The sequence below is a fragment of the Streptomyces mirabilis genome, assembly GCF_018310535.1.
Taxonomy (GTDB): domain Bacteria; phylum Actinomycetota; class Actinomycetes; order Streptomycetales; family Streptomycetaceae; genus Streptomyces.
In genome coordinates this window covers 112,421-138,149 of sequence record NZ_CP074102.1, presented here as the reverse complement: position 1 = coordinate 138,149, position 25,729 = coordinate 112,421, and the positions used below count along the sequence as shown (strand labels likewise).

General features: G+C 69.9%; 20 protein-coding genes and 1 tRNA gene. 11 read left to right on the top strand and 10 right to left on the bottom strand.

What is annotated here, in order from left to right:
• Nucleotides 1-2: 2 nt before the first annotated feature.
• The 5 genes from SMIR_RS00580 (at nt 3) to SMIR_RS00560 (ending at nt 4,226) form a co-directional block, all read left to right on the top strand.
• Entirely contained in the window at nt 3-470 is a 468-nt protein-coding gene (locus SMIR_RS00580) for a hypothetical protein (RefSeq protein WP_168498307.1), read from the top strand.
• Complete coding sequence (locus tag SMIR_RS00575) at nt 467-1,483, top strand: MprF family protein (protein WP_348774766.1); 1,017 nt, start codon at nt 467-469, stop codon at nt 1,481-1,483. Before SMIR_RS00580 ends, SMIR_RS00575 begins: the two co-directional genes overlap by 4 nt.
• A 45-nt stretch (nt 1,484-1,528) precedes the next feature.
• Nucleotides 1,529-2,488 carry a ferritin family protein gene (locus SMIR_RS00570; RefSeq protein ID WP_168498309.1) on the top strand — a complete coding sequence of 320 codons (960 nt, stop codon included), beginning with the start codon at nt 1,529-1,531 and terminating at the stop codon, nt 2,486-2,488.
• Nucleotides 2,489-2,551: 63 nt separating this feature from the next.
• Nucleotides 2,552-3,604 carry a fatty acid desaturase family protein gene (locus SMIR_RS00565; protein WP_168498311.1) on the top strand — a complete coding sequence of 351 codons (1,053 nt, stop codon included), beginning with the start codon at nt 2,552-2,554 and terminating at the stop codon, nt 3,602-3,604.
• A 19-nt stretch (nt 3,605-3,623) separates the two neighbouring features.
• Nucleotides 3,624-4,226 (top strand): hypothetical protein, encoded by a 603-nt coding sequence (locus SMIR_RS00560; protein ID WP_212726298.1) that lies wholly within the window; start codon nt 3,624-3,626, stop codon nt 4,224-4,226.
• Between the two features lie 105 nt (nt 4,227-4,331).
• Here SMIR_RS00560 and SMIR_RS00555 read toward each other — a convergent pair whose 3' ends face one another.
• The 8 genes from SMIR_RS00555 to SMIR_RS00520 all read right to left on the bottom strand — a co-directional run bounded on the left by SMIR_RS00555 (nt 4,332) and on the right by SMIR_RS00520 (nt 12,090).
• Entirely contained in the window at nt 4,332-5,201 is an 870-nt protein-coding gene (locus SMIR_RS00555) for an esterase/lipase family protein (RefSeq protein WP_212726297.1), read from the bottom strand.
• 104 nt (nt 5,202-5,305) lie between these two features.
• Nucleotides 5,306-5,878 carry a flavin reductase family protein gene (locus SMIR_RS00550; RefSeq protein ID WP_168498315.1) on the bottom strand — a complete coding sequence of 191 codons (573 nt, stop codon included), beginning with the start codon at nt 5,876-5,878 and terminating at the stop codon, nt 5,306-5,308.
• The gene (locus tag SMIR_RS00545; protein ID WP_212726296.1) at nt 5,871-6,353 is read right to left on the bottom strand and encodes a type II toxin-antitoxin system RatA family toxin; all 483 of its coding nucleotides are present in this window, start codon (nt 6,351-6,353) and stop codon (nt 5,871-5,873) included. Before SMIR_RS00545 ends, SMIR_RS00550 begins: the two co-directional genes overlap by 8 nt.
• A 50-nt stretch (nt 6,354-6,403) precedes the next feature.
• A complete protein-coding gene (locus SMIR_RS00540; protein ID WP_212726295.1) occupies nt 6,404-7,717 on the bottom strand; it encodes an aspartate aminotransferase family protein in 1,314 nt (437 codons plus the stop codon).
• On the bottom strand, nt 7,714-8,868 hold the full coding sequence (locus tag SMIR_RS00535) for an SDR family oxidoreductase (protein WP_212726294.1): 1,155 nt from the start codon (nt 8,866-8,868) through the stop codon (nt 7,714-7,716). The genes SMIR_RS00540 and SMIR_RS00535 overlap by 4 nt, the downstream gene beginning before the upstream one ends.
• Nucleotides 8,869-9,066: 198 nt before the next feature.
• Nucleotides 9,067-10,200: an acyl-CoA dehydrogenase family protein gene (locus tag SMIR_RS00530; RefSeq protein WP_168498321.1), complete on the bottom strand. Its 1,134-nt coding sequence runs from the start codon at nt 10,198-10,200 to the stop codon at nt 9,067-9,069.
• Between the two features lie 108 nt (nt 10,201-10,308).
• A complete protein-coding gene (locus SMIR_RS00525; protein WP_248003293.1) occupies nt 10,309-11,040 on the bottom strand; it encodes a hypothetical protein in 732 nt (243 codons plus the stop codon).
• A 228-nt stretch (nt 11,041-11,268) separates the two neighbouring features.
• Nucleotides 11,269-12,090: an SAM-dependent methyltransferase gene (locus SMIR_RS00520; protein ID WP_168498325.1), complete on the bottom strand. Its 822-nt coding sequence runs from the start codon at nt 12,088-12,090 to the stop codon at nt 11,269-11,271.
• A 174-nt stretch (nt 12,091-12,264) separates the two neighbouring features.
• On the opposite strand from SMIR_RS00520, the gene SMIR_RS00515 reads away from it, so the two are divergent.
• Both SMIR_RS00515 and SMIR_RS00510 read left to right on the top strand, forming a co-directional pair.
• Complete coding sequence (locus SMIR_RS00515; RefSeq protein ID WP_168498327.1) at nt 12,265-13,038, top strand: sulfite exporter TauE/SafE family protein; 774 nt, start codon at nt 12,265-12,267, stop codon at nt 13,036-13,038.
• 21 nt (nt 13,039-13,059) lie between these two features.
• Nucleotides 13,060-13,806: a cobalt-precorrin-6A reductase gene (locus tag SMIR_RS00510; RefSeq protein WP_168498329.1), complete on the top strand. Its 747-nt coding sequence runs from the start codon at nt 13,060-13,062 to the stop codon at nt 13,804-13,806.
• A gap of 75 nt (nt 13,807-13,881) precedes the next feature.
• Here the strand turns inward: SMIR_RS00510 and cobF are convergent, their stop codons facing one another.
• Together cobF and SMIR_RS00500 are read right to left on the bottom strand one after the other, a co-directional pair.
• Nucleotides 13,882-14,652 carry a precorrin-6A synthase (deacetylating) gene (cobF, locus tag SMIR_RS00505; RefSeq protein WP_211118884.1) on the bottom strand — a complete coding sequence of 257 codons (771 nt, stop codon included), beginning with the start codon at nt 14,650-14,652 and terminating at the stop codon, nt 13,882-13,884.
• Between the two features lie 91 nt (nt 14,653-14,743).
• Complete coding sequence (locus SMIR_RS00500) at nt 14,744-15,271, bottom strand: DUF309 domain-containing protein (protein ID WP_212726293.1); 528 nt, start codon at nt 15,269-15,271, stop codon at nt 14,744-14,746.
• A gap of 100 nt (nt 15,272-15,371) precedes the next feature.
• On the opposite strand from SMIR_RS00500, the gene SMIR_RS00495 reads away from it, so the two are divergent.
• The 4 genes from SMIR_RS00495 (at nt 15,372) to SMIR_RS00480 (ending at nt 25,314) form a co-directional block, all read left to right on the top strand.
• Nucleotides 15,372-15,445 (top strand) — tRNA-Pro (locus SMIR_RS00495).
• An 818-nt stretch (nt 15,446-16,263) separates the two neighbouring features.
• Complete coding sequence (locus SMIR_RS00490) at nt 16,264-19,410, top strand: discoidin domain-containing protein (RefSeq protein WP_212726292.1); 3,147 nt, start codon at nt 16,264-16,266, stop codon at nt 19,408-19,410.
• Between the two features lie 293 nt (nt 19,411-19,703).
• On the top strand, nt 19,704-23,264 hold the full coding sequence (locus tag SMIR_RS00485; RefSeq protein ID WP_212726291.1) for a choice-of-anchor D domain-containing protein: 3,561 nt from the start codon (nt 19,704-19,706) through the stop codon (nt 23,262-23,264).
• Between the two features lie 76 nt (nt 23,265-23,340).
• On the top strand, nt 23,341-25,314 hold the full coding sequence (locus tag SMIR_RS00480) for a discoidin domain-containing protein (protein WP_168498337.1): 1,974 nt from the start codon (nt 23,341-23,343) through the stop codon (nt 25,312-25,314).
• Nucleotides 25,315-25,729 lie beyond the last annotated feature (415 nt).

Here is a 25,729-nt window from a genome sequence, read left to right as displayed (position 1 = left end):
CCGTGGACGGCCACAATCTCTGCCAGACCCCCACCACCTACCGGCTGCTGCGCCTCGAATACCTGCTCGGGCTCCTGGTGGCCGCGGGATTCTTCCTCGCGCACCTGGCCGAGGTGCGCTGGTGGGTCGCCGTCGTCCTGTTCGCCTACGTCGACGTCATCGGCTATCTGCCGGGCGCGCTCGCCTACCACCGCAGCCCCGACCAGCAGGTCTCCCGCGTCTACTACGTGCTCTACAACACCATGCACAGCCTGAGCGTGCAGGGCGCGGTCCTCGGCGCCTGGGTCCTGGCGTACGGATGGGAGTGGGCGCTGCTGGTGCTGCCCATCCATCTCTTCGGGGACCGGGCGCTGTTCGGTAACTTCGCCAAGTCGTTCACCGTGTCCTTCGAGCCGGTTCCGCACCCCGCCGTCCAGGGCCCGCTGAGGGACTTCGCCACCGTCCCCTGGCACAAGGCGGCGGTGCGGTGAGCGCCGCACAGGCGCCGGCCGACACGGAGGCGTACGAGATGCTGCGCAGGTACGGCAGCCACAGCAGCGCCTTCCTCGCGATGAACAGCGGGAACCGCCGCTTCCGCACGGACGGTGTCGACGGCTTCGTCCCGTACCGGGAGGCCGGCCGACGACACCTGTTCCAACTGGGCGGCCCCGTATGCGCGGTGGAGGACCAGCCGAGCCTGCTGACCGCGCTGCTCGCGCGGGCCGGCAGTGAGCGACGTCGGGTCGCCGCCGTCCAGCTCTCCCGCCCGCAGGCCGAACTGCACGCCGGACACGGCTTCGTCGTCAACCAGTTCGGCGCCTCCTTCAGCATCGCGCTCGACGGGTACAGCCTCGGCGGACAGCGCATGGTCAAGGTGCGCAACATGGTCAACCGGGCTCGCAGAGAAGGGGTTTCGGTCGTCGAGGTGCCCGCCGGGGAGCGGGACGGCGAAGACGTCACCACGGCGCTCGACGCGGTGGACGCCGCCTGGCTGCGCGCCAAGGGCCGGCACGTCAAGGAACTCGAGTTCCTGATCGGCGAGCGCGGCGGCCCCGGCGCACCGCACCGGCGCCTGTTCACCGCCGTCCACGAGGGGCGGACGGTCGGTTACGTGTCGTACTCACCGGTCTTCGGCGAACACGCCGGCTGGCTGTACGACCTCACACGGCGGCTCCCGGACGCACCGCCCGGCACGGTGGAACTGCTGTTCGCCACCGCGCTGCGCCGGTTCCAGGACGAGGGCTGCGGCTGGCTGCACCTCGGCTTCACCCCGTTCGTCCAGCTCGGCCCGGACACGGCCGCACCCGGCCCGACCAGCGCCTTCCTGCACCGCTGCGTGGAGGTGCTGGCGGCCAAGGGGCGCGCCGTCTATCCGGCGGCCGCCCAGGAGTCCTTCAAGCTCAAATGGCGCCCACAGCTCATCGAACCGGAGTACCTGGCCTTCCAGGGCCGGGTGAGCCCCGGCGCCGTCTGGCAGCTGATGCGCCTCACCAAGTCGGTCTGACCCGCTCCAGGGCCCCGGCCGTCCCCATGACTCAGAAAGGCTGAAATGACCACATCCATCGAGAAGTTCCCGGTGGAGGCCGACCGCCACCGCGCCCCGGGCCTCCTGGAAGGCGCGCTGCGCACCGAGCTGACACCGGAGGGCTGCGACCTCGGCTACTGGTTCCGGGCCGTACCGGAAGGCACCCTCGGCGGCGATCCCCTGGGCCGCTCCCCGGACGTGCCGGTCCCGGACCACATGATGGTGGACGGCCCGCTGCGCCAGGCCGTCATGCAGGAGCTCGCCTTCCGCTCGATGGCGGAGGAGAAGGCGGCCCGCGCCATCTCCTTCCTCGTCGCGTACGCCCCCGACCTCGCCGAGATGGACTTCTACACCTCCCAGCTGATGGACGAGGCCCGGCACGCCTACGCCTTCCGCGGACACCTGCTCGAACTGGGCGTACCACAGAACGAGTTGGAAGCCACCATGGAGTCGCTCGCCGGGGTCGACCGGGACGCCGTCCTGAATCCCCTGGAGGAGTTCGGGCTCGCCGTCATGGAGAAGGAACGCGACTACATCGGCGGCGTGATCACCCTCACCGTCCTGGTGGAGGGGGTCCTCGCGCCCACCGCCGAGCTGAGCGAGCGCAAATGGCGGCCCTTCGACGCACCCGCCGCCGAGATCGAACGCGCCGCGGGCATCGACGAGATCCGGCATCTGTCGGTGGGCACCACGATCGTCCGCCGCCATGTCCGGCAACACCCCGAGGAGCTGGAGCGGATCGGCGAACTCGTCGCGCGCGGTATGCGGTTGTGGTCCGAACTCCCCGTGCAGCAGATGACCTTCCGCCGCGAACAGCTCTACCAGCAGGGGCTGGACCAGCACCGCGACCTCGCAGGCGACTACGAGCTGTGGCCGGGCCGCCGCCTGGTCGACACCACCGCCGAGGAACGGATGCTCGCCGCCGCGGAATGGTCGCGCGTCACCCAGGAAGCGCGCCTCACCGACATGGGCCTGACCTCGTGAACAGGCCGCGCACACCCGCCCGCATCGCGGGCGTCCAACAACGGAAGGGTCGGTGGCACACCGATGACCGACAGCCCGGCAGTCAACTCCTCACCGCATGAACCGGCCGCGCAGGACGAGGACTTCCGCGAACTGACCCGGCGCGTCCAGGCCGCCGGGCTCATGCGGCCCCGCACGGGCCAGTACGTGACCGGGATCGCGGTGGTCTGGCTGATGAACGCCCTCGGCTGGGCCGCGCTGGTCTTCTCCGGCGGCACCTGGTGGAAGGTGGTCCTGGCCGCGGTCTGGCTCGCCGTCTGGCACGAGCAGCTCGCCTTCATCGTGCACGACGCGGGACACCGTCAGATCACCCGGTCCCGCAGGTTCATCCAGGCCCTCGGTCTGGTCCACGGGAACCTGATGCTCGGGGTCTGCTTCGGCTGGTGGGTGCAGCATCACAACCGGCACCACAACCACCCCAACCACCTGGAGCTCGACCCCGACATCCTGCGCCGCGTGGCCGTCTTCGCACCCGAACAGGCCCAGGACCGCAAGGGATTCGCCCGCTTCCTCGCCGCCAACCAGCGCTATCTGTTCTTCCCGCTGCTGGGCCTCGAAGCCCTGGTGCTGCGCATCGCCGGCGTCATCGCCCTGCGCCGCCGGGCGCTGCGCAAGCCCCTCCTGGAGGGCGGCCTGATGGTGCTGCACGCGGTGCTGTTCTTCGGCGCGCTCTTCGTGCTCCTGCCCTGGCCGTCCGTCCTGCTTTTCCTCGCCGTCCACCAGGTCCTCCTCGGGTATCTGCTCGGCCTCGGTTTCGCCGTCAACCACAAGGGCCTGCCGACCCGCGTGGGCAAGGAGTGGAGCTGGCTGGAGCGCCAGGTCCTCACCTCGCGCACCCTGCCCACCGGGTACATCGGCGACTTCTTCTACGGCGGTCTCAACTACCAGATCGAGCACCACCTCTTCCCCGGCATGCCCAGGGCGGCGCTGCGCCGCGCCTATCCGCTCGTCAAGCAGTTCTGCGTCGAGAGGGAGATCCCGTACGTCGAGACGGGCGTCCTGGAGTCGTACCGCGACCTCGCCGAGCACCTCGGCTCCGCGAGCGAAGTTCTCCGTGGCACCACGACCACGGCGTGAAGGAAAGGAACCAGACGCAGTGACGTTCTCGGTGAAGGCGAAATCGAAGATGCCCCCGCTGTCCCGCCTCGGCAGGAGGTCGGTGCTGACCGCCGCCCTCCTCGCGGGCACGGCCCTGGCCGCCCCCGCGGCCCAGGCCGAACCGGCCGCTGTACGGGCCGCACCGGTCCCCGACCTCGTGTGCCGCCTCGACGCCGAGGTGAACTTCAGTCCGCCGCTCAGTGTGCGGGTCAAGGAGGCCGAGGTGACCGGGCACATCGGGTACCTGGACTGCCGCTCGCCCAATGGGGCGGCACCACAGCTGACCGACATCGTCTTCGCCGTCAACGGCACCGGAAGATTCGGTGTGCTGCCGCCGACCTTCTCCGTGGAGGGCAACGGCGTGGGCACCTGGAACACGGGTGAGGTCGGCAGCCTCTACTTCAAGGGTGACCTCAAGCAGGGCAGCCCTGTGCCCGAGCGCACCGTGACGAGCGGCCCGCTCGCCGGCGACGGGATCAATGGGCTGCAGATCCCCACACCCCGATTCGACAAGATCACCCCGGACGGCGTCGCGGGCTTCGACGTCATCGGCCAGGTCTGCTTCTGGCCCGGTGAGAAGGGCCGCTGCACGGCGTTCTGAGCCGACCGGGCGAAGGAGGGGGTGGTGCGGGCCGACCGGGCCCGCACCACCCCCTCCCTTTCGTCCATTCCATCGTCGTACGGGTGCTTCGGCGTCGTACGGGACTCAGTCGGCCAGTGCCTTGAGTGTCTCCCGCACCACGATCGGGTCGTACGGCATGGCCAGGTGGGTGGTCCGGTTCTGCGGGGCGATGAGCTGGAGGCAGGTGTTGGTGACCGGGTGTTCCGGCCTGGAGGGCTTCAGCTGCTGGGCCTCGGGAGGCTGGACCAGCTCGTCCCGGGTCGACCAGATGACGGTGTAGTCGACGCCGTCCACCGTGTCGCCCGGAGCCACCAGCTCACCCACGAACTCCGAGTCGTGCAGCAGCTGGGTGAAGGCCGGGCTGATACGGAAGAGCACCTGGTCCTCCACGACCGCCTGAACACCCGGGACCTGGCGGACCAGCTTCGTCAGGCCCGCCACCTCGACCCCGTGGTTGCTGGGCGCGATCCCGACGACACGGCGCACCTTCCCGGTCCCGCCGAGGTACTTGAGGTAGTAGTGCGGGAGCATCCCGCCCTGCGAGTGGCCCACGAGGTCCACCTTGGACGCCTTGGTGTCCACCAGCACCCGGTCCACGAAGTCCGCGAGCTCCTGGGAGGACTTGCGCATGTCACCGAGACCGTACAGACGGGGGAGCGTGGGCAGTTCACCGTAGTTGAGGCGGAAGATGTGGTGCCCGGCCGTTCGGAGCGCGGGCGCCAGCTTTCGCCAGACGGACTCCCGGTCGCCGAGCGTGCCGTGCACGAGGACGACCGGGTGCGGACGCTCCGGTGTCGGGGGCAGGCCCCAGTCGTCCGTCTCGGGGTCGCCGTCGAGTCCGGCGATCAGCCGGTGCGCGCCGGACTGGGTGTTGCCGGCCAGCCGCTCGGGCGTCCTGAGCAGTTCGGTCGCGGCGCTCTCGGAGTTCACGCCGGGAATGCGGGGCAGGGACATGGGGCCTCCTTGGCCTCGGTCGTGTGTGCGCAATGGTTGTGAACACGGGGAGGCCCGGCCGGGGAAAAGCCCCGGCCGGGCCTCCGTCCTGACTTCTGGTGGGCTCAGTCGGTGGTCGCCGCGGGCAGCGCATGGAACGCTCGGTCGTGCCAGAGCAGCGGCCGTCCGCCGTTCACCTCCACCGCCATCACCCGTCCGACGACGGCGTGGTGATCCCCGTACGGTCGTACGTCCTCGACCAGGCACACCGACCACGCGAGTGCGTCGACGAGCACCGGCAGGCCGAGCACCCGGCGCACCGGGCTGCCGTCGAACCGCCTGGCGGGCGGCACGGAGGAGTCGGCGAAGAGTTCGGCGACCGATCTCTGATGATCCGTCAACACATTTACGGCGAAGGCACCTTGCTCCCGCAGGGCGGTCAGCGTGCGGGAACTGCCGCGCAGACACGCGAGGACCAGTGGCGGCCGCGCCGACAGGGAGGTCAGCGCGGAGACCGTCATCCCGGTCGGGCCCGCCCCGTCCAGCGCCGTGACGACCGTGACGCCGGCCGTCAGCTTGGCGTAGAGACCGAGACAGCGGACCGTGTCGGGGCCGGGCTCGTCCCGCAGGGTTTCCCAGCCCGCGGCGGACGGGCCGTCGGGACGGGGCCGGCGGGGCACGAGGGTGAGGTCAGCCATGCGCGGGGGCGACGCTGTCGGCGAGTTGGGCCGGGGTGGGCGTGACCCTGCCGAGCAGCCCGCGCAGGATGCGCTCGATATTGCTGCGCAGCGTCGAGTCGGCGACCGGGTCGAGGAGTTCCGCCAGCGTGGGGATACCCAGGTCGAAGACGGCGTCGAAGGTCACCGCCGTACCGTCCTGGCCGGACGCGCACCGCCAGGTGCCCTCGAACAGCTCGAAGTCGCCCGTGAGCTGGGTGAAACCGATGGTCCGCGTCTTCGGGAAGAACGCGTCCCGTTCCGACCAGCGCATCAGACCGTTCCTGAAGCGCACGGTCCAGTCCGACACCACCGTGCCGTCGTCATGGGGCGGATGGACCACGACCTCGCGGACGGTCTCGGTGACTTCGGGATACCGGCGGAAATCACGGATCCGCTGGTAGGCGGTCTCGGGGTCGACGTCGTGGGCGGTCAGCCGTACGGTCACGTGACGCATGGGAGGTGTTGCCTTTCCACGGTAGGGACGGGTCGGCGGTAGCGGACGGGTCAGCCGATGTGGGTCGCGACGACGCGCAGCGCCTCGGTCAGGGCGGTGAGGAACAGCCGCACCTCCTCCTCGCCGACGATCGCGGGCGGTGTCAGCCGCAGCACCCGGGTGGCGTTGAGGGAGTGGTTCACGAGGACGCCGCGCCCGACGAGTTCGAGGATCAGTTCACCCACGGCCTGTTCCTCGGTGAACTCCAGGCCGATCAGCAGCCCCCGCCCGCGGACCTCGCGCACCAGGCCGCCGGTGTACGGGGCACAGGCGGCCCGGACGCCCGCGAGCAGTCGCTCGCCCAGGGCCTTGGCACGCGGGACGACATCCTCCCGGTCCAGGGCCTCGACCGCGGCGAGCGCGGCGGCGCAGGCGATCGGGGAGGCCGCGAAGGTGGAGGTGTGCAGATAGGGGTCGCGGGAGAACGGCCCGTATGCCGCCGCGGTCGCGACCATCGCCGCGACCGGCACGACACCGCCGCTGAGTCCCTTTCCGACGAGCAGTACGTCGGGCTGTGGGGGCAGGCCACCCTCGGCGTCCATGCCCCACCACGAGCCCAGCCGGCCCAGGCCCGTCTGGATCTCGTCGATGATCAGGAAGGCCCCGTACGTCCGGCACAGCCGGCTCACCTCCGCCAGATGGCCCGGCGGCGGAATGCGTACGCCGCCCTCGCCCTGCACGGGCTCGACGATCACGCAGGCTCGGCGGCCGAGTTCGGCGAGCGTCGCTTCCAGCGCGGCCGTGTCCCCGTACGGGATCGCCGTGCTGTCCGGCAGCAGCGGCTGGAACGGCTGCTGGTACTTCGGGTTGGCGGTGGCGGTCAGCGCGCCCAGGGTCTTGCCGTGATAGCCGCCGACGGTGGAGACGAGGGCGGTGTGCCCGTGCGCCCGGGCCAGTTTCAGACCGGCCTCGGTGGCCTCCGTGCCGGAGTTCACGAAGTGGACGTGGTCGAGGCCGGGCGGGGTCCGTGCGGCCAGTGCCTCGGCGGCGAGGGCCGCGACGGGCTCCAGGAAGACCCGCCCGGCCAGCGGATGGGTGTCCACCTGGCGGTGCACGGCCGCGGTCACGTGGGGGTGCCGGTGCCCGAGGATGAAGACCCCGTACCCGCCGAAGTCGAGGTAGCGGCGGCCGTCCTCGGTGAACACCCACGCGCCGTCGGACGCCGTCTCCAGCATGCCGCCGAGCACCGTGCCGAGGACGGAGCGGCCGGAGGAGAGGTGCTCGCGGTAGAGGCGGGCGATGTGCGCACGGTCCGTGGCGGGGTCGGCGGCCGGTGCCACGGATCCGGCGGCGGGCGCCACGGCGGGGGCGGGGGCCGCCGTCATGACGCCAGCTCCTGCGTGTGGGTGGCCTGCGCGGGCTGGGACCTCGCCGCCGTGTCCTGGGCGGGCCCCGGACGCAGGCGGGTGCGCATGCCGCCGCGCCCGGTGGACCAGGCGGCCAGGTTGCGGACCAGCGCCCGCCGGAGGTCGTCCTTCGAGAGGGCCGTGCCGCAGTGCGGCGATCCTAGGGACGATTCGAAGGGGAGGGCCCGCTGGAAGACCAGCAGCAGTTCCGCGTACGTCTGGAAGCGGCGGCGCAGCGACTCCGGGAACGTGGGGCCCTCGATCAGCGGCAGCAGCAGTCGGTGCACCGACTCCAGCGGGATGAGCCGGGGCGGATGCGGACGCGGTCCCCACTGGTCGGCGAACTCCAGGCAGGTGTCCACCACTTCACGCTGGAGCAGCGCCTCGGTGCCGGCCGTCAGCCAGTACTCGCCGCCCGTGACACCGGCCCTCACCAGGTCACCCACCGCGCGCGCGACGATGTCCTGGGGCACCATGTCGATCCGCGCGTCCGGTGCTCCCGGCAGCACCGGCACCTGCCCCTTCACGATGGCACCCAGGGCCCGCGTCAGCCCCTGCATGCCGGCGATCCGGCCGGTGACGGAGTCACCCATCACCACCGACGGGCGCATGATCACGCCTGGCACCGAGGCGTCGCGCACGACCTGTTCGGCCGCCGTCTTGGAGGCGAGGTACGCGGCGGCACCCGGGAAGCGCTCCTGCTCCTCCGGCGCCAGCGGGTTGGCGACGAAGGCGGTGCTCATGTGGAAGAACGGAGCCTCGGCGCGGGCGGCGAGGTCGAGCATCGCGATCGTGCCGTCGAGGTTGGCACGCCGGATCTGGTCCGGCTCCGCCTTCCAGTTGGTGGCGGCGGCGGAGTGCACCACCAGGTCCACTTCGGCGATGAGCTGGGTGAAGTCGGCCTGGGCCAGGCCGAGTCCGGGTTCCAGCAGATCGGCGCGGACCTCACGGACCCGGTGGTCGTTCACCGGCGTGCGATGGCGCAGGCAGACGATTCCGAAATCCGGCGACAGCTCCTCGATCAGGGCTCTGCCGAGTACCCCGGCGCCGCCGGTGAGCAGAATCGTGGGGCGTTTCGCGGGCGGTCGCGGGCTGGTCGGAGCGCTGGGCCGGGGTCGGGGCAGAGGCATGGCGGTGATCCCCTCGGTCGAGTGAGCGTAGGTCCTGCCGGACGGACGGACGGGCGGGCGGGTGTTCGGGTGCTGGGGTTTCGCGCGCGCCGGGCGCCTATGAGCTCGGTTCTTGTTGTCCGGCGGCGACTGCGGGTTGTTCGTGGCTGGTCGCGCCGTTGCCCGCGCCCCTGCGGGGCGCTCCTGGCGGGGCCGGGTTCAGGCGATGGTCAGCGGCTCGTCGGCGAGGTACGCGGACAGCGGCCCGGTCATCCGCGAGCGCGACGGCGGGTGCAGGGCGAGGCCGTTGGCGCAGGCGGCGAGGTATCCGACCTCGTCCGAGGTCATGAAATTGAGCCCGCCCAGCAGTTCGACGGACCGGGGCACGATCCGGGCGAGGGCGTCCTGCACGGTGTAGCGCGCGTAGAGGGAGTCGGCGAGCGCGGACTCGTCGGGCGTGCCCTCGTCCACCCGGCGGGCGAGGCCCTCGACCGTCGCCGTCGCGCCCTCGATCTCCACCAGCAGCCGGACCCGTTCGGCGTCGGGCACCCGGTCGTTGAGCAGCACCCGCTCGACGAGGGCGCTCGCGGCGCCGAGGTAGCTGCCGGTCATCAGCAGCTCGAACCAGACCAGGCCGGCGGTCTGCACCTCGTCGAGACGGGCCCCGGCCGGCGAGGCCGTGCGCACCAGGAGTTCCTTCGGGACCAGTACGTTGTCCAACGTCACCTGGTCGCTCTCGGCGCCCGCCAGGAAGGTGCTCGACCAGAAGCCGCTGACGCTCAGCCCCTCGCTCTCGGCGGGAACCAGCGCCACGGCCAGCTCCTCTCCTTCGCCTTCCTCGCACGGCACCAGCACGCTGGCGGTGAGCAGATCCATGGAACGGGCGAGGCTGCACGGCCGCTTCACGCCGGTGATCCGCACCCCTTCGGGCGTCACGGTGGCGGACATGGAGGGCGACAGGATGCCGGTGCCGCTGCGTCCTTCGGCGAAGCCGGACGCCATCAGCCGGTTCTCGGACGCGACGCCCTGCACGAGCATCCACTCCAGCCCCTCGCCGGAGTCGCTCAGCCCGACCAGCGTGGCCATCGAGAAGTGGTGCATCGTCGTCGCCACCGCGAGCGAGGGCGAACGGCTGCCCAGCGCGCGCTGCACCCGCAGGGTCTCCAACGCGCTGGCACCCCGGCCCTGGAAGGCGGTCGGGGCCAGCAGACCCGGCCCGCCCGCCTCCCTGAACAACCCGATGCCGGGGCTCTTCGGTCCCTCCAGTGTCATCAGCGGTACGGCCCTCAGACTCTCGTCGAGGCCGGGCAGCAGTTTGGCGAGGGCCGCGCGCTCACGCTCCAGGAATCTCATGTCGTCCCCTGCTCCTTGATCCTCAGGTGTCGCCGGCAGCGTCGTTTCTGTTTACGCGCGAACCGGCGGAACCCCTCGGGGCAAAAAGGATGTTGGGGCGTTCCAGGGTCAGTGGTTCGGCTGCCGGGCCGGGTCCCGTACGACGACGAGGCGGGTGGGTCTGGCCTGGGTCAGTTCCACCCAGCGGGCGAGTTCCTGCTCGTGCGAACCGCTGCGCGTCGCCCGCGCCACGACGGTCGCCGCCGCGTCGTCGGGGTGGCCGTCGCGGGTCAGGAGACTGAGCGGCCAGGCGGGTTCGGAGGGCTCCTGACCGTCGAACGGGTGCCAGTCCCACGGCGCGTCGAACCGCCAGGCGCGCCCCGCGGCGTCCGCGACCTCGTCACCCGCCACAAGGCAGGCGTACGGGCGCAGCAGCAGGTCGAGGGCGATCGGGATCCCGTCGTCGGGGGCGATCCCGTAGCCCGGCCACTCCAGGTCGGGATCGTGCGACTGTCCCGCGCGCAGCACCATCACCTGCGTCCCCAGACGGGGGAGACGTCCTGTCTCCAGCGGTGGATCCATCCGTTCGACGCTCATCACATGCACCACCGTGGGAGGGATGCCGACCTTGCACACCGCGCCGACATCGAGGTGCCGGGGCGGCGGCTCGGTGCGGAACAGCTCCAAGTCCCAGTCGTACGAGGCCGGATCGCCTGCCAGGGCCACCTGACCGTTCCACTCGATCCAGTCGCACTCCGGGTCCACCTCCCACCACGGCCACTCGACGACCACTTCCCGTCGGGTGAGACGGGTGACCCGTGCGTCGGTGTACGGGCACGAGACCAACAGGACATCCCCCACACGGTGATCCGCTCCCACAGCCCGCCTCCCGCTTCCCCGGTCGCCACCGCCCGCACGGTACAAGCTCAAGGTCATCGCCGGTCTACCGGGATCCGTGGTCCTCGTCGAACTGTCCGTTCACCAGGGAGGCTTGCGCGATGGCCTGCCTTCGTTCAGGGGGCAGTCGCCAACATCGGGCGCGACGGTGGGATCGCTCTGGGCCAGGAGCGGGGTGGGTGTGCGGGTTCCTCAGGAACGGGGGGACTTGAAACCGACCGCGCCGTACAGCGGGACGGGCGAGTCGTCGATCTCGTCCTCGTCCAGCGCGAGCTCGGGGTGCCACTTCGACACCGACACCACCCCGGGGTCGGCGAGGTCGAGTCCCCGGAAGAAGCGGCTGACCTCGGAGTGCGAGCGGGCCACGAGGGTCACGCCGCCCGCCGCGTACGCCGAGATACCGGTCGCGACCGTCACGGGGTCGTAGTCGCCGGTCAACGCGGACAGGACCAGACAGCTGCCCGGCGCCAGCGCGTCGACCAGGGTGTCCACCAGGTCGTACGCGCCGTCCTCCTCGGCGATGAAGTGCATCAGGGCGATCAGCGACAGCGCGATGGGCCGGTCGAAGTCGAGGACCTGGGCGGCCTGTTCGAGTATCTTCCCCGGTTCCCGCGCGTCGGCCTGGATGTACTCCGTCACGCCCTCGGGGGTGCCGCGCAGCAGGGCCTCGGCGTGGGCGAGGACGATCGGGTCGTTGTCGATGTAGACGACCCGCGCGTCCGGGACGGCGGCCTGGGCGATCTGGTGGAGATTCGGCTCCGTGGGGATGCCGGTGCCGATGTCGAGGAACTGGCGGATGCCGGTCTCCCGGACCAGCCAGCGGGTGGCGCGCTGCATGAACCAGCGGTTGCTGCGGGCCGAGCGGGGAGCGCTCGGGTCCGTGGAAATGATCCGCCGCCCGAGTTCCTCGTCGACCGGGTAGTTGTCCTTGCCGCCGAGGAACCAGTCGTACATCCGTGCCGGGTGCGGCCTGCTGGTGTCGATCCGCTGGGCGGAAGGCCCGGTCGCGGTCATGCGGCACTCCTCTGCTCACGCTCGTGTTGATGTTCGAGCAGTCTGCCACGGGAGTTGGGCCGGGCGGGGGGATTCTCCGGGGCCCCGACCCACGGGTCCATCCGCCGTCGCAGGGGTCACCTGGCGAGACGGTCCTTACGTCAGGACATGCGTGCGCCTAGCATCGGTTCCCGCATGAACACGATGACGCTCTGGCACATATCCATCTGGGAGTTCGCCGCGCTCGCCGCCGCGGCCCTGCTCGTCGGCTTCTCGAAGACCGCCGTGAGCGGCGCCAACACGGTCAGCCTGGCGATCTTCGCCGCCGTGCTGCCCGCCCGCGCCTCGACCGGCGTGCTCCTGCCCCTCCTCATCGTCGGGGACGTGCTCGCCGTGCTCACCTACCGGCGGCACGCCCACTGGCCCACGCTGTGGCGGCTGTTCCCGGCGGTCGCCGCGGGCGTCGTGTTCGGCACGCTGTTCCTGGTGTGGGCCGACGACGGGATGGTACGGACCTCGATCGGTGCGATCCTGCTGCTGATGGCGGCGGTGACGATGTGGCGCCGCCGGGCCGCCGCCCAGGACGAGGAACCCGACTCGGTCTCGACCCGGGCCGGCCGGGTCAAGGCCCGCTCGTACGGCGTCCTCGGCGGCTTCACCACGATGGTCGCCAACGCGGGCGGCCCGGTGATGTCGATGTACCTCCTGTCGGCCGGCTTCCGCAAACTCGGCTTCCTGGGCACCTCGGCCTTCTTCTTCCTGATCGTGAACGTCTCCAAGGTGCCCTTCAGCGTGGGCCTCGGGCTCATCGACTGGCATTCGCTGCTCCTGGACGCGGCACTCGCGATCTTCGTCGTGCCGGGGGCGCTCCTCGGTAAATGGGCCGTGCACCGCATCAACCAGATCCTGTTCGAGCGGCTGGTCATCGCGGCGACCGTGGTGGGCGGGGTACAGCTCCTGTTGCGCTGACCACCTCGTAGGCTCGACGCCATGTCCCCCCACGTCCTGGTCCTCGGCGGCACCACCGAGGCACGCCGACTCGCCGCCGAACTGGCGGCGCGCCCAGGTGTCCGCGTGACGACGTCCCTGGCGGGGCGCGTCTCCCGGCCGGGATCGCTCGACGGGGACGTCCGCGTCGGGGGCTTCGGCGGGGAGGACGGGCTGGCACGGTGGCTGCGCGAGCACCGCGTGGACGCCGTGGTCGACGCCACCCACCCCTTCGCCGCCGGCATCACGGCGAACGCGGCGCGTGCCGCCGTGGCCACGGGGATCCCGGCCGTGGTGCTGCGCCGCCCCGGCTGGACCCCCGGCCCCGACGACCGCTGGCACTGGGCCGGCTCCCTCCCCGAGGCCGCCGCACTCCTCCCGTCCCTGGGCCGCCGTGTCTTCCTCACCACGGGCCGCCTGGGCCTGGCGGCCTTCGCCCACCTCTCCGAGCTCCACTTCCTCGTCCGTACGGTGGAGTCCCCCGAGCCGCCGATGCCCCAGGACATGGAAGTGCTGCTCGCCCGTGGACCTTTCACACCCGACGACGAGAAGACCCTGCTGCGCGCACACCGCGTCGACGTACTGGTGACCAAGGACAGCGGAGGAGACGCGACAGTCGCCAAACTGACCGCCGCACGCGACCTCGCCCTCCCCGTGGTCGTCGTACGCCGCCCCCCGCTCCCGGCGGACGTCACCGCCGTGCCGGACGTGCCGTCGGCCCTGGCCCGGCTGGATCTCGGCCCTCGATGACGGAGGGGCCGGTCAGCTCGCACCGCTGGACTCCAGTTCCCGGGTCCGGGTGGGCGACCCGCTCGGCCGATCCCGCTACCCGCGCGGATGTCTGCGCAGCAGATACGTGTCCATGATCCAGCCCTTGCGATCGCGTGCCTCGGCCCGCAGCCGCTCGATGCGCGGGGCCGTCTCGGCTATCGGACCGGAGGCCAGGATCTCGTCGGGCGTACCGATGTAGGCGCCCCAGTAGATGTCGATGTCCTCGTCGGCGTACTGCCGGAAGGTCTGATGGGCGTCGAGCATCACGACCACGTCGTCGACACCCTCGGGGAAGCCCTCCGCGAGCCGCCGCCCCGTGGTGATCTGGACGGGACGGGCCACCCGGTTCAGCCCGGTGCGATGACGGGCGACCAGCGCGGAGACGCTGCTGATGCCGGGCACGACCTCGTACGTGAACGCCACGGCGCCCCGCTCCAGGATCTCCTCCAGGATCCCGAGCGTGCTGTCGTACAGCGCGGGATCCCCCCACACCAGGAACGCGCCGCTCTCGTCCTCGCCCAGCTCCTCCGCGATCAGCCGCTGGTAGATGTCGGCCCGGGCACTGCGCCAGTCCCCGACGGCGGGGGAGTAGGCGGAGCCGCCGGCGGCCCGGTCGCGGTCCGGGTCGCGCGCCTCGACCAGGCGGTAGGACCCCTCCGGTATGTGCGCGTCGAGGATGTCACGGCGCAGCTGGACGAGGTCCGACTTCACCTCGCCCTTGTCCAGGATGAAGAACACGTCCGTGCTCCTCAGCGCCTTGACCGCCTGCAAGGTGAGCTGGTCGGGGTCGCCCGCACCGATGCCGATGACATGAATCTTTCGCACACCCCGAGTCTGCCGCACGCCACTGACAGCGGACGCACCGCACCCGGGTGACGCCGCACGCACCGCGCGCCCATCGGCGCCACCGCACCCGTCAGTCCCGGCGCCCCCGCAGCCGGGGCGCCCACGTCACCGCGCTGATCGCGGCACCCTCACGCTCCACGACCGCCGCCAGCTCCCGTGCCCAGGAGGCGAGTTCGGCGAGGTCCAGCTCATGCGGACGGTCCCGGCCGTCCGCCCCCGCCGCCCACTCCTCGACCGCCCCGGCCCCGCGCCGCAGCAGCCGGGCACCGCCCGTCGTGTTCCCACGGGCCGCGTGCGTGAGCCCCACCGAGAGCTGCGCCAGCCCTCGCCAGAGCGTGCGCTCACCCTCGGGGCCCGACTTCCAGGCGTCCTCGAAGACCTCGTGCGCGTGGAACGGCTTCCCCGCGTCCAACAGCGCCTGCGCCTCGGTGACCGTTTCCTCGGGGCCGCGGACGACTCCCTCCGGCTGCCGCTCCACGCCGTCGGCGCCGTACGGCAGCGGCCGTCCCAGTCCGTCCCGCGGCCGGGCGTTGCGCGCCCGCCCCGTCGTGTCCCGATCCCGCCCGTCGCCCCGCCGACCTCCGGATGTTGCGTTCATGCCCCGATTGTCGCGCGCCCCGCGCCCCCTTCGGAGCAGCCCCCGGCGTGGGGTAAAGTTCTGTTCGCACGATCACGCGGAACACCGCGGGTGAACGCACCGGGACGTGGCGCAGCTTGGTAGCGCACTTGACTGGGGGTCAAGGGGTCGCAGGTTCAAATCCTGTCGTCCCGACTTTACGAAGTCGCAGGTCAGGGGCCGTTTCAGAGAGCATCTGAAACGGCCTTTTGATCATTCTTGGGGACCGGATGGGGACCAGCCCACTTGCACAGGCCGAAAGCGCGCCTTGACTCCGTCAAGGCGCGTCATGCGGCCCGTCTACGGATGACGACGCAGGAACACCTCCGCTCGCGCGGAGACGACCGGTACGCCCAGCAGTTCACCGTCGACGCGGCGGCGCCGAGGATCCGGATGGGCCTCGTTGAATGCTCGATGACCGCGAAGACGTACAGGCGAGTCCCGGTCGGGGTGCGGGTCTCGAAGAGCTCGCATGCGAGCAGGGCGTCGGCTTGGTTGCGGTGCTCTGCCGTTCGGGCGTCGCCGGGATGCCGTGTTCTTTGCGGATCTCCCAGATGGTCGAGCGGCGACCTTGATGCCGAGCGCGGCGGGCCAGCCGTGGATGCGGCGATCTCCCCATGCGCTGCTCTCGCTCGTCAGGTCCACAGCGGTCATCGGTAGCAGCCGTATGAAGGCGAACGCGCTCGACGCGGCGAGGTAGGGCAATCGCAACAGCACGGTCCACCAGCCTGACACGCCCCCCGCGATCAATGGCCGTTCGCGACCTTCTGCAGGTGCAGACCTTGGATGGGAATTTCTGCACCGGCAAGGCGCCGAGAGGCCATGTCGCGCTCCATCCGATATTTGCGGACTTCAGTAAGAAACTTGCAATTGCTTGCATGGCTCATTCTTCAGTTCGTCAGAATCTAGCGGGGTGGATGAGGGCTCTGTACGGTCGGGGCGCCGGTTTCCCGCACTCCTTGAAGGAGCATCAGATGCTGACGATCCCCAGACCCCGGCGACTGGCGGTGGCCGCCGTCGCCGCGGTCGGCGCGATGTGCGTGTCCGTCTTACCGGCCGCCGCCACACAGGAGGCGCCGCCCTCCAAGGCGCTCTGGGCCGACCCGACGGCCCACGCTCCCCGGCAGGCGCAGGCGGCAGCGAGCGCGGCGATGGGTGCGACGAAGCCGTTCTCGGTCTACGAGGCCGAGGCGGGAACGCCGGGCGGGGGTGCGGCCGTCCGGTCGCTGACCTCGGCCCCGACGACGCAGTACTCGAGCGCCGCCTTGGAGGCTTCGGGCCATTCCTATGTCCACCTGGGCGGCACGGGCCAGTCGGTGCAGTGGACGAACACCACCGGGCAGCCGATCTCCTTCATCAACGTCCGCGCCAGCATCCCGGATTCGGCATCCGGCGGTGGTGTCACCGGAACGCTGAACCTGTACGTCAACGGAGTGTTCCGGCAGGAGCTGAACCTCAACTCGCGGCAGAGTTGGGTGTACGAGGGCAACGGCAACTACAACACGAGCGACAACCAGAACCCGGCGGACGGCGACCCGAGGGTCTTCTGGGACGAGTCGCACACCTTCGTCACCGGGTCCCCGATCCCGGCGGGCGCCACGTTCTCGCTGTGCAAGGACTCCGACAACAGCGCGTCCTTCTACGACGTGGACTCCGTCGACGTGGAGAACCCACCGGCGCCGCAGACGCAGCCGGTGAACTCGATCTCGATCACGAGTTGCGGCGCGGTGGCGGACAACACTCCGACCAACGGCGCGGCCGACAGCCAGTCGGTGGACAGCCGGGCCGCCATCCAGAACTGCATCGACCAGGCCCAGCAGCAGGGCAAGACCCTGTGGATCCCCCAGGGCACCTTCTACGTGAAGGGCACCGCGGGACTGAACGCACAGGGGATCACCATCGCGGGCGCGGGCCTGTGGTACAGCACGGTCTACCGTGACGTCCCGGTCCCCAACAGCACGCCGCTGGCGGCCCTGTTCGACCTGACCTCCTGCACCGTGCGGAACTTCCACATCGACGCCAACGCCGTCAGCCGGAGCACCATCGGCGGGGACGGCGGCGCGATGGACACCACCGGCACCGGCTGGCTGGCCGACGGCATCTGGACCCAGCACGCCATGTCGGGCTTCTGGGCCTCCGGCACCGGCGGGAAGGTGCAGAACAGCAGGCTGACGTCGATCTGGGCGGACGGGATCAACGTCAACAACGTGTCGCTGGGCGCGGACACCGGCAACAACCTGACGGTCACCAACAACTTCGTCCGCGGCACCGGGGACGACGCGATAGCCATCAACTCGGTGAACTACAACACCAACAGCGACGGTTCCAAGACCTACTACAACCCGATGAGCGATGTCACCGTCAGCGACAACACCTCGATCGCCCCGTGGGGCGGCAAGGGTGTCGGGATCTACGGGGGCAGCGGCCACCAGGTCAAGAACAACTACATCAGCGACACGGCCCGCTACATCGGTCTGGGCGCCGGGCGCTTCGGTGTGAACGGCAGTGACCTGCTGTCCGCGACCGTGACGGGCAACATCGTGGTCCGCTCCGGCGGCAACGCCTACAGCCAGGGTCAGCCCGCCCTGCACATCGGCAACGGCGGCGACGGACAGAACACCGGGATCGTCGACAAGGTCACGGTGACCGGCAACACCGTCACCGACTCCCTCTACGACGGGATCGGCTTCTCCACCTCGACCAACACCCTGCTGCAGGACAACACCGTCAGCGACCCCGGCCGCAACGGCATCGCGATCTCGCCGCCGTTCTACCCCGCGCCCACCGGTTCCGCGACGATCACCGGCAACACGGTCACTGGGCTCGGCTCCGGTGCCTCGGCCTTCGTCAACAACTCCAGCGGGTTCGTCGCAACAGTGAGCGACAACCACTGGCCGCCGGCCGCTCCCGAGGGTCCCTACGGCGGCACCCCTGCCGCCGTGCCCGGCACGGTGCAGGCGGAGGACTACGACACCGGCGGCCAGGGGGTGGCCTACAACGTCACCTCCGTCAACGGCAATGCCAACGCCTACCGAGCCGACGGGGTGGACCTGGACAACACCTCGGACACCGGCGGCGGTTACAACCTGGGGTGGACCGGGGGCGGACAGTGGTTCCGGTACACCGTGGACGTCGCCACGGCCGGCTCCTACACCCTCGGCCTCCGCGTCGCGGCCCCGTCCGCGGTGACCGGCGCGCTGCACCTGTCGGATGCCGCAGGCACCGACCTCACCGGAGCCGTCGACCTGCCCGCCACCGGCGACTGGCAGACATGGGCCACTGTGACCACGCATGTGGTCCTGCCCGCGGGCCGGCAGATTCTGACTCTCAACCAGGACAGCGGCGGCTGGAACATCAACCACCTCGGCTTCGCCGCGGGGAGCGGCTCGCCGTCGGCCACCCTGACCGCGTCTCCCGGATCGCTGACTTTCGCCGACCAGGCGGTGAACACGACCAGCACCGCGCAGACCGTCTCGGTCACCAACTCCGGCACCGCCACCGCCTCGATCACCGGGGTCACCGTCGGCGGTGACTTCGCCCAGACCAGCACCTGCGGCACCTCCCTGGCCGCCGGAGCGAACTGCACGGTCTCCGTCACCTTCAGACCCACCGCCTCAGGCACCCGCACAGGCACTCTCAACCTGACCGGCAACCAGTCCAACAGCCCCACCACGGTGGGCCTTTCGGGCACCGGAATCGACACCACGGGGACCAACCTCGCCGCAGGCAAGCCCACCGGCGAGTCCAGCCACACCGACGTATACCCGTCGTCGAACGTGACGGACGGCAACCAGGGCTCCTACTGGGAAAGCGCCAACAACACGTTTCCACAGTGGGTCCAGGTCGACCTGGGCTCGGCCCGGAGCGCCTCCCGCGTGGTCCTGCAGCTGCCCGCCACCTGGGGCGCCCGCACCCAGACCCTGACCCTCGGCGGCAGCACCGAGGGCACCGCCTTCACCACCCTGAAGTCCTCGGGCGCCTACACCTTCGACCCGAACACCAAGAACACCGTCACGCTTACCTTCCCCGCCGTCACCCAGCGCTACTTCCGTGTGACCATCACCGCCAACAACGGCTGGCCCGCGGGCCAGGTCTCCGAATTCCAGATCTGGGCCTCCTGACCCCACCCTCCCCACGGTGCCGCCGGACACTCCGTCCGGCGGCACCGCCATGTGTGCGGCCTGCGCGGCCCGGTGCTGGGCGCAGTCTCGAGACGACACATTAGATCTTGCATGCTGCATTTTTATTGTTGCAATGTTCTGTCTGCTTCTTGCGTGTCCATGTCGACGATATTACGGTCCCCCACGCGTCGTTACCGCCCCTTGCCTCCCCCCTCTCCCTTTGAGTCCCGTCCCTCCCTTCCTGGCGGCGTCAGCGGCACAGTTCCGGCATTTCGTGATGAAAGGAGTGGCAAGTGTTCCATTCCATCCGAGATCTGAGACGCGCCCTCGTCTGGGCGGTCAGCACCGCGATGCTGGCTGCCGTCGGCGTCGTCGCTCTGGCCGTCCAACCCGCCTGGGCGGCGTCCACCGCCACCGGCGGCAGCGGCGCGAGTCTGCCGTACGTCGAGGTGCAGGCGGAGAACTCCGCTACCAACGGCACGCCCATCGGCCCGAGTTACACCCAGGGCCAGTTGGCCGACGAGGCGTCGTACCGCAAGGCGACGACGCTGCAGGGCACCGGCAAGTACGTCACGTTCACCACGCCGGTGGCGACCAACTCGATCAACTTCCGCTACAGCATCCCCGACACCTCGGGCGGCTCGGTCTACACCGCCGCGCTGTCGCTGTACATCGACGGCGTCAAGCAGCCCGACTTCACCCTGACCAACGCCTACAGCTGGTACTACGGCAGCTACCCCTTCACCAACACGCCGGGCAGCAACCCACACCACTTCTACGACGAGGCCCACCGCCTGTTCTCCACCACGTATCCGGCGGGAACGACCTTCAAGCTGCAGGTCGATGCGGGGGACACCGCCTCCTCGTACACGATCGACTTTGCCGACTTCGAGCAGGTCGGCGCCGCCCTGACCGCGCCCGCGGGGTCGGTGTCGGTGACCAGCAAGGGCGCCGACTCAACCGGTGTCGCCGACGCGACCAGCGCGTTCAACGCCGCGATCAGCGCGGCCGGCCCCGGCGGCACCGTGTGGATCCCGCCGGGCACCTACAACATCCCCGGCCACATCAGTGTCAACAACGTCACGATGGCCGGCGCCGGCATGTGGTACTCGACCGTCACCGGCACGGCCCCCGGCTTCTACGGCAACTCCGCGCCCTCGGCGAGCACCGGTGTGCGCCTGCAGAACTTCGCGATCTTCGGCAATGTGCAGGAACGCGACGACAGCGCGCAGGTCAACGGCATCGGCGGCGCGATGAGCAACTCGACCGTCTCCAGCCTGTGGATCGACCACATGAAGGTCGGCGCCTGGATGGACGGGCCGATGGACGGGCTGACGTTCACCGGCATGCGCATCCGGGACACCACAGCGGACGGCATCAACTTCCACGGCGCCGTCACCAACTCGAAGGTGACCAACAGCGACATCCGCAACACCGGTGACGACGGCATCGCCACCTGGGCGGACTCCGGTATCGGTGCCGACGCCGGTGACACGATCTCCAACAACACCGTGTCACTGCAGATCCTCGCCAACGCCATCGCGATCTACGGTGGCCACGACAACACGGTCAGCGGCAACCGCGTGGTGGACACCGGCCTCGCCCAGGGCGGCGGCATCCACGTGGGACAGCGCTTCACGTCGACGCCGGTCGGCACCACCACGATCTCCGACAACACCATGATCCGGGCCGGCAGCCTCGACCCGAACTGGCAGTTCGGGGTCGGAGCACTGTGGTTCGACGGCAGCCAGGGCGCGATCACCGGCCCCATCAACGTGACCAACGCGCTGATCCAGCAGAGTCCGTACGAGGCGGTCCAGTGGGTCGAGGGCACCATCAGCGGGGTCAATCTCAACAACGTCACCATCGCCGGAACCGGCACCTTCGCCCTCCAGGAGCAGACCGGTGGCGCCGCCAAGTTCACCAACGTCACGGCAACCGACGTCGGTTACTCGTCGCCGGTGTACAACTGCTCGGGCGGCAATTTCGTCGTCACCGACGGCGGCGGCAACTCCGGCATCAGCGGAACGCCGTACTGCGGCGGTTGGCCGGCTCCGGTCTACCCGCCCTACCCGCCCGAAGGCGTGACGGCCACCCCCGGCGCGCTGAACTTCGGCTCGGTCGCGACCGGTTCGACGAGCGCCGCACAGACCGTGACGGTCTCCAACCCGACCAACACCGCCGCCTCCGTCTCGTCGATCTCCGCCGGCGGTGACTACTCCCAGACCAACACGTGCGGCTCGTCGATCGCGGCGAACGGCTCGTGCACCGTCAGCGTGAAGTTCGCGCCGAGCGCGACCGGCAACCGTAGCGGCGCTCTGACCGTCGACGCGGGCGGGATCACCAACACCGTCAGCCTCTCCGGTACCGGCACAGCGCCGGGCCCGGTGCTGAACACCGACCCGGCGAGCCTGTCCTTCGCCGCTACGGTCGTCGGCTCGTCGGCCACCGCGCAGACGGTGACGGTGACGAACTCGGGCACCGCATCGGCGACCGTCTCGGGCGTCGCGGCGACCGGTGACTTCAGCCAGACCAACAACTGCTCCACCCTCGCGGTCGGTGCGTCCTGCACGGTGAGCGTCGGGTTCAAGCCCACCACAGGCGGATCCCGTGCCGGCAACCTGACCGTCACCAGCAACGCCAACAACAGCCCGACCGTCGTCTCCTTGACCGGCAGCGGCATCGACAGCACCACCAATGTCGCCGCCGGGCGGCCGGCGTCGGCGAGTTCGAGCAACAGTCCGTATGTCGCCTCGAACCTCACCGACCCGGACGCGTCGACGTACTGGGAGGGCGCGAACGGTTCGTTCCCGCAATGGGCCCAGGTCGACCTCGGCCAGAACTACAGCGTCGGCAAGGTCGTGCTCAAGCTCCCGTCGGCGACGGCGTGGTCGGCTCGCACGCAGACCCTGTCGGTGCAGGGATCCACGGACGGTTCGAGCTTCTCCACGATCAAGGCATCGGCCGGATACACCTTCGATCCGAACACCAACAACAACACGGTGACCATCACGTTCAGCGCCGCCACAGCGAGATACGTGCGGGTGAACATCACCGCCAACACAGGCTGGAATGCAGCCCAGTTGTCGGACTTCGAGGTGTTCCCCAGTGACGGGGGCTCCTCGCCGGCGACCCTGTCGGCCAGCCCGACGTCACTGTCGTATCCCACCCAGGCGCTCAACACCACCAGCAGCGCGCAGAGGGTCACGGTGACCAACACCGGTACCGCCGCCGCGACCGTCTCCGGCATCACCGTCACGGGCGACTTCTCGCAGACCAACAACTGCGGGACGTCGATCGCGGCGAACGCCTCCTGCACGGTGAACGTCACGTTCGGGCCCACCGCGTCCGGCACCCGCACCGGCGATCTGAGCATCGCCAGCAACGCGTCGAACGGCACGACCACGGTCGCGCTGACCGGCACCGGCGCCGGCACGGTGAGCAGGAACCTGGCAGCAGGCGCGGCCACCACCGAGTCCAGCCACACCGACGTGTACGCGTCGTCGAACGTGACGGACGGCAACCAGGGCAGCTACTGGGAGAGCGCCAACAACGCCTTCCCGCAGTGGGTGCAGGTGGATCTCGGTTCTGCGCGGAGCGCCGGCCGAGTCGTCCTCCAGCTCCCGGCCGGCTGGGGCGCCCGTAACCAGACGCTGTCCCTGGCGGGCAGCACCGACGGCGCCGCCTTCACCACCATCAAGTCGTCGGCCACGTACACCTTCGACCCCGCCACCAACAACACGGTCACCATCACGTTCACCGCGACCACCCAGCGGTACGTCCGGGTGAACATCACTGCGAACAACGGCTGGCCGGCCGGTCAGATCTCGGAGTTCCAGGTCTGGAACACCTGATCCGACCCGAGGGTGCCGCCGAGCGCGAGCGCGCTCGGCGGCACCGACCACCGAAGCGGAGTCCAGAGGAGTCCAGATGGGTGTCACACGCAGAGTCTTCTTACGGGCCGCGATCGCGGCCACCGCGGTGGGAACCGTCGGAGCGACCGAGACCGTACTCTCCCAGAGCGCGGCAGCGGCCAGCCCGCCGGGCGACGTGGTCGGCAAGATCAGCGTCGGCTACCAGGGCTGGTTCGCCTGCATCGGCGACGGCGCGCCCATCAACGGCTGGTGGCACTGGACCCAGAACTGGGGCCAACCGCCGTCCCCGTCCAACACCGGCATCAGTTGCTGGCCCGATGTGCGTGACTACACCAACACGTACCAGACGTCGTACGCCGGCCTGGGCAACGGCCGGCCCGCAAAGCTGTTCTCCTCGTACGACCAGCAGACGGTGAACACCCACTTCCTGTGGATGCAGCAGAACAACATCGACACGGCGGCACTCCAGCGCTTCAACCCCACCGGCGGAGAGGGCCCCACCCGCGACGCCATGGCGACCAAGGTGCGGAGCGCCGCCGAGTCGTACGGGCGGAAGTTCTACATCATGTACGACGTCTCCAACTGGACGAACATGCAGTCCGAGATCAAGACGGACTGGACGAACAAGATGTCCGCGCACACCGCGTCCTCGGCGTACGCGAAGCAGAACGGCAAGCCGGTCGTCTGCATCTGGGGCTTCGGCTTCGACGACAACAACCACCCCTTCACCGCCGACGCCTGCCTCGACGTCATCAACTGGTTCAAGGGCCAGGGCTGTTACGTCATCGGCGGAGTCCCGCGGGAATGGCGGACGGGCACCGGGGGCTCACGGCCCGGCTATCTGGGCGTCTACCACGCCTTCAACATGATCTCGCCGTGGATGGTCGGCGCCATCGCCAATGTGACCGAGGCCGACAACGCCTACAACACCTACACGCTCGGCGACCAGGCCGACTGCAACGCCAACGGCATCGACTACCAGCCCTGTGTCCTGCCCGGCGACGTCTCCGCCCGGCAGCGCGTACACGGCGACTTCATGTGGCGGCAGTTCTACAACGTGGTGCGGGCCGGGGTGCAGGGCATCTACATCTCGATGTTCGACGAGTTCAACGAGGGCAACCAGATCGCCAAGACCGCCGAGACTCAGGCATGGGTGCCCACCAACTCCGGATTCCTCGCCCTCGACGAGGACGGCACCGCCTGCTCCGCCGACTACTACCTTCGCCTGACCGGCGACGGCGGCCGCATGCTCAAGGGCCAGATCGCGCTGACCGCCACTCGCCCCACCCAGCCGACCGTCCCCACCGGCGGTGACACCACACCGCCCGCCGCGCCGAGTGCCCTGACTGTCACCGGGCACACCAGCAACTCCGTCTCGCTGGCCTGGAACCCGTCGACCGACGACGTCGGCGTGACCGGCTACCGGATCCTTCAGGTGTCCGGCTCGACCAGCACACAGGTGGACACCACCAGCGCCGCCTCGTTCACTGTCACCGGACTCGGCGCGTCCACCGCGTACACCTTCGACGTCGTCGCCCTCGACGCGGCGGGCAACGTGTCGCAGCCCTCCAACCAGGCCACCGTCACCACCGACCCCCCTTCCAGCACCACCAACCTCGCCCTCCATCGCCCCACCTCGGAGAGCAGCCACACCCAGACATACACCTCGGGCAACGCGACCGACGGCGACACCAACACCTACTGGGAGTCCGCCAACAACGCCTTCCCGCAGTGGGTCCAGGTCGATCTGGGCGCCACGATCGGGGTCGAACGGATCGTCCTCCACCTCCCCCCGGCCACCGCCTGGGCCACCCGTACCCAGACCATCTCCGTCCAGGCCGGCACGGACGGCACCACCTTCACCCAAGTCCTCGCCCCGGCGGACTACACCTTCGACCCGACGACCGGCAACACCGCGACCCTCACGCTCCCCTCCACCGTCACCACCCGCTACGTACGACTCACCTTCACCGCCAACAACGGCTGGCCGGCCGGACAGGTCTCGGAGTTCCAGGTCTTCGGCGTCTGATGAACAGAGGGCCTCGACCTTACGGCCGCGGTCCTCGTCGCGTTGTCGTAGGTGGGCCGTCCGCGCCGGCGGAGGCATGAACGCTCTCGCCCCGTGCGGAATGCCGTTTTCTTGCCTGTCTGCTGCCTCGTTGCCGGGCGCGGCGGTGTGCGCATACTTCGGGAGGCCGCGAACGGGGGGATCGCATTGGGCAGGCTGCTCGTCGTACGTGTACATCCCTCCGCAACCGGTTCAGCGATCGCGAGGGCGACAGACCGGTGAGCCTTCGGTTGAGGAACAGTGGTGCGGCAGCGAATTCTGGCAATGGCACGACACCATCCGCGAGCTCATGCGCAAGGTTTCACGCCGTGACGAGCCCCGGCGAGCCGGCCTCGTGACCCGGCAGCAGCCGTTGGACGCGCGTCTCCTGGAGGTC

Bases quoted from the DNA above. Each gene is read 5' to 3' on its own strand.
- SMIR_RS00515 (WP_168498327.1), top strand. From the start codon at position 12,265: ATGAACACGATGACGCTCTGGCACATATCCATCTGGGAGTTCGCCGCG.
- SMIR_RS00520 (WP_168498325.1), bottom strand. From the start codon at position 12,090: ATGACCGCGACCGGGCCTTCCGCCCAGCGGATCGACACCAGCAGGCCG.
- SMIR_RS00490 (WP_212726292.1), top strand. From the start codon at position 16,264: ATGCTGACGATCCCCAGACCCCGGCGACTGGCGGTGGCCGCCGTCGCC.
- SMIR_RS00510 (WP_168498329.1), top strand. From the start codon at position 13,060: ATGTCCCCCCACGTCCTGGTCCTCGGCGGCACCACCGAGGCACGCCGA.
- SMIR_RS00555 (WP_212726297.1), bottom strand. From the start codon at position 5,201: ATGTCCCTGCCCCGCATTCCCGGCGTGAACTCCGAGAGCGCCGCGACC.
- SMIR_RS00500 (WP_212726293.1), bottom strand. From the start codon at position 15,271: ATGAACGCAACATCCGGAGGTCGGCGGGGCGACGGGCGGGATCGGGAC.
- SMIR_RS00545 (WP_212726296.1), bottom strand. From the start codon at position 6,353: ATGCGTCACGTGACCGTACGGCTGACCGCCCACGACGTCGACCCCGAG.
- SMIR_RS00530 (WP_168498321.1), bottom strand. From the start codon at position 10,200: ATGAGATTCCTGGAGCGTGAGCGCGCGGCCCTCGCCAAACTGCTGCCC.
- SMIR_RS00480 (WP_168498337.1), top strand. From the start codon at position 23,341: ATGGGTGTCACACGCAGAGTCTTCTTACGGGCCGCGATCGCGGCCACC.
- SMIR_RS00565 (WP_168498311.1), top strand. From the start codon at position 2,552: ATGACCGACAGCCCGGCAGTCAACTCCTCACCGCATGAACCGGCCGCG.
- SMIR_RS00550 (WP_168498315.1), bottom strand. From the start codon at position 5,878: ATGGCTGACCTCACCCTCGTGCCCCGCCGGCCCCGTCCCGACGGCCCG.
- SMIR_RS00540 (WP_212726295.1), bottom strand. From the start codon at position 7,717: ATGACGGCGGCCCCCGCCCCCGCCGTGGCGCCCGCCGCCGGATCCGTG.
- SMIR_RS00535 (WP_212726294.1), bottom strand. From the start codon at position 8,868: ATGCCTCTGCCCCGACCCCGGCCCAGCGCTCCGACCAGCCCGCGACCG.
- SMIR_RS00570 (WP_168498309.1), top strand. From the start codon at position 1,529: ATGACCACATCCATCGAGAAGTTCCCGGTGGAGGCCGACCGCCACCGC.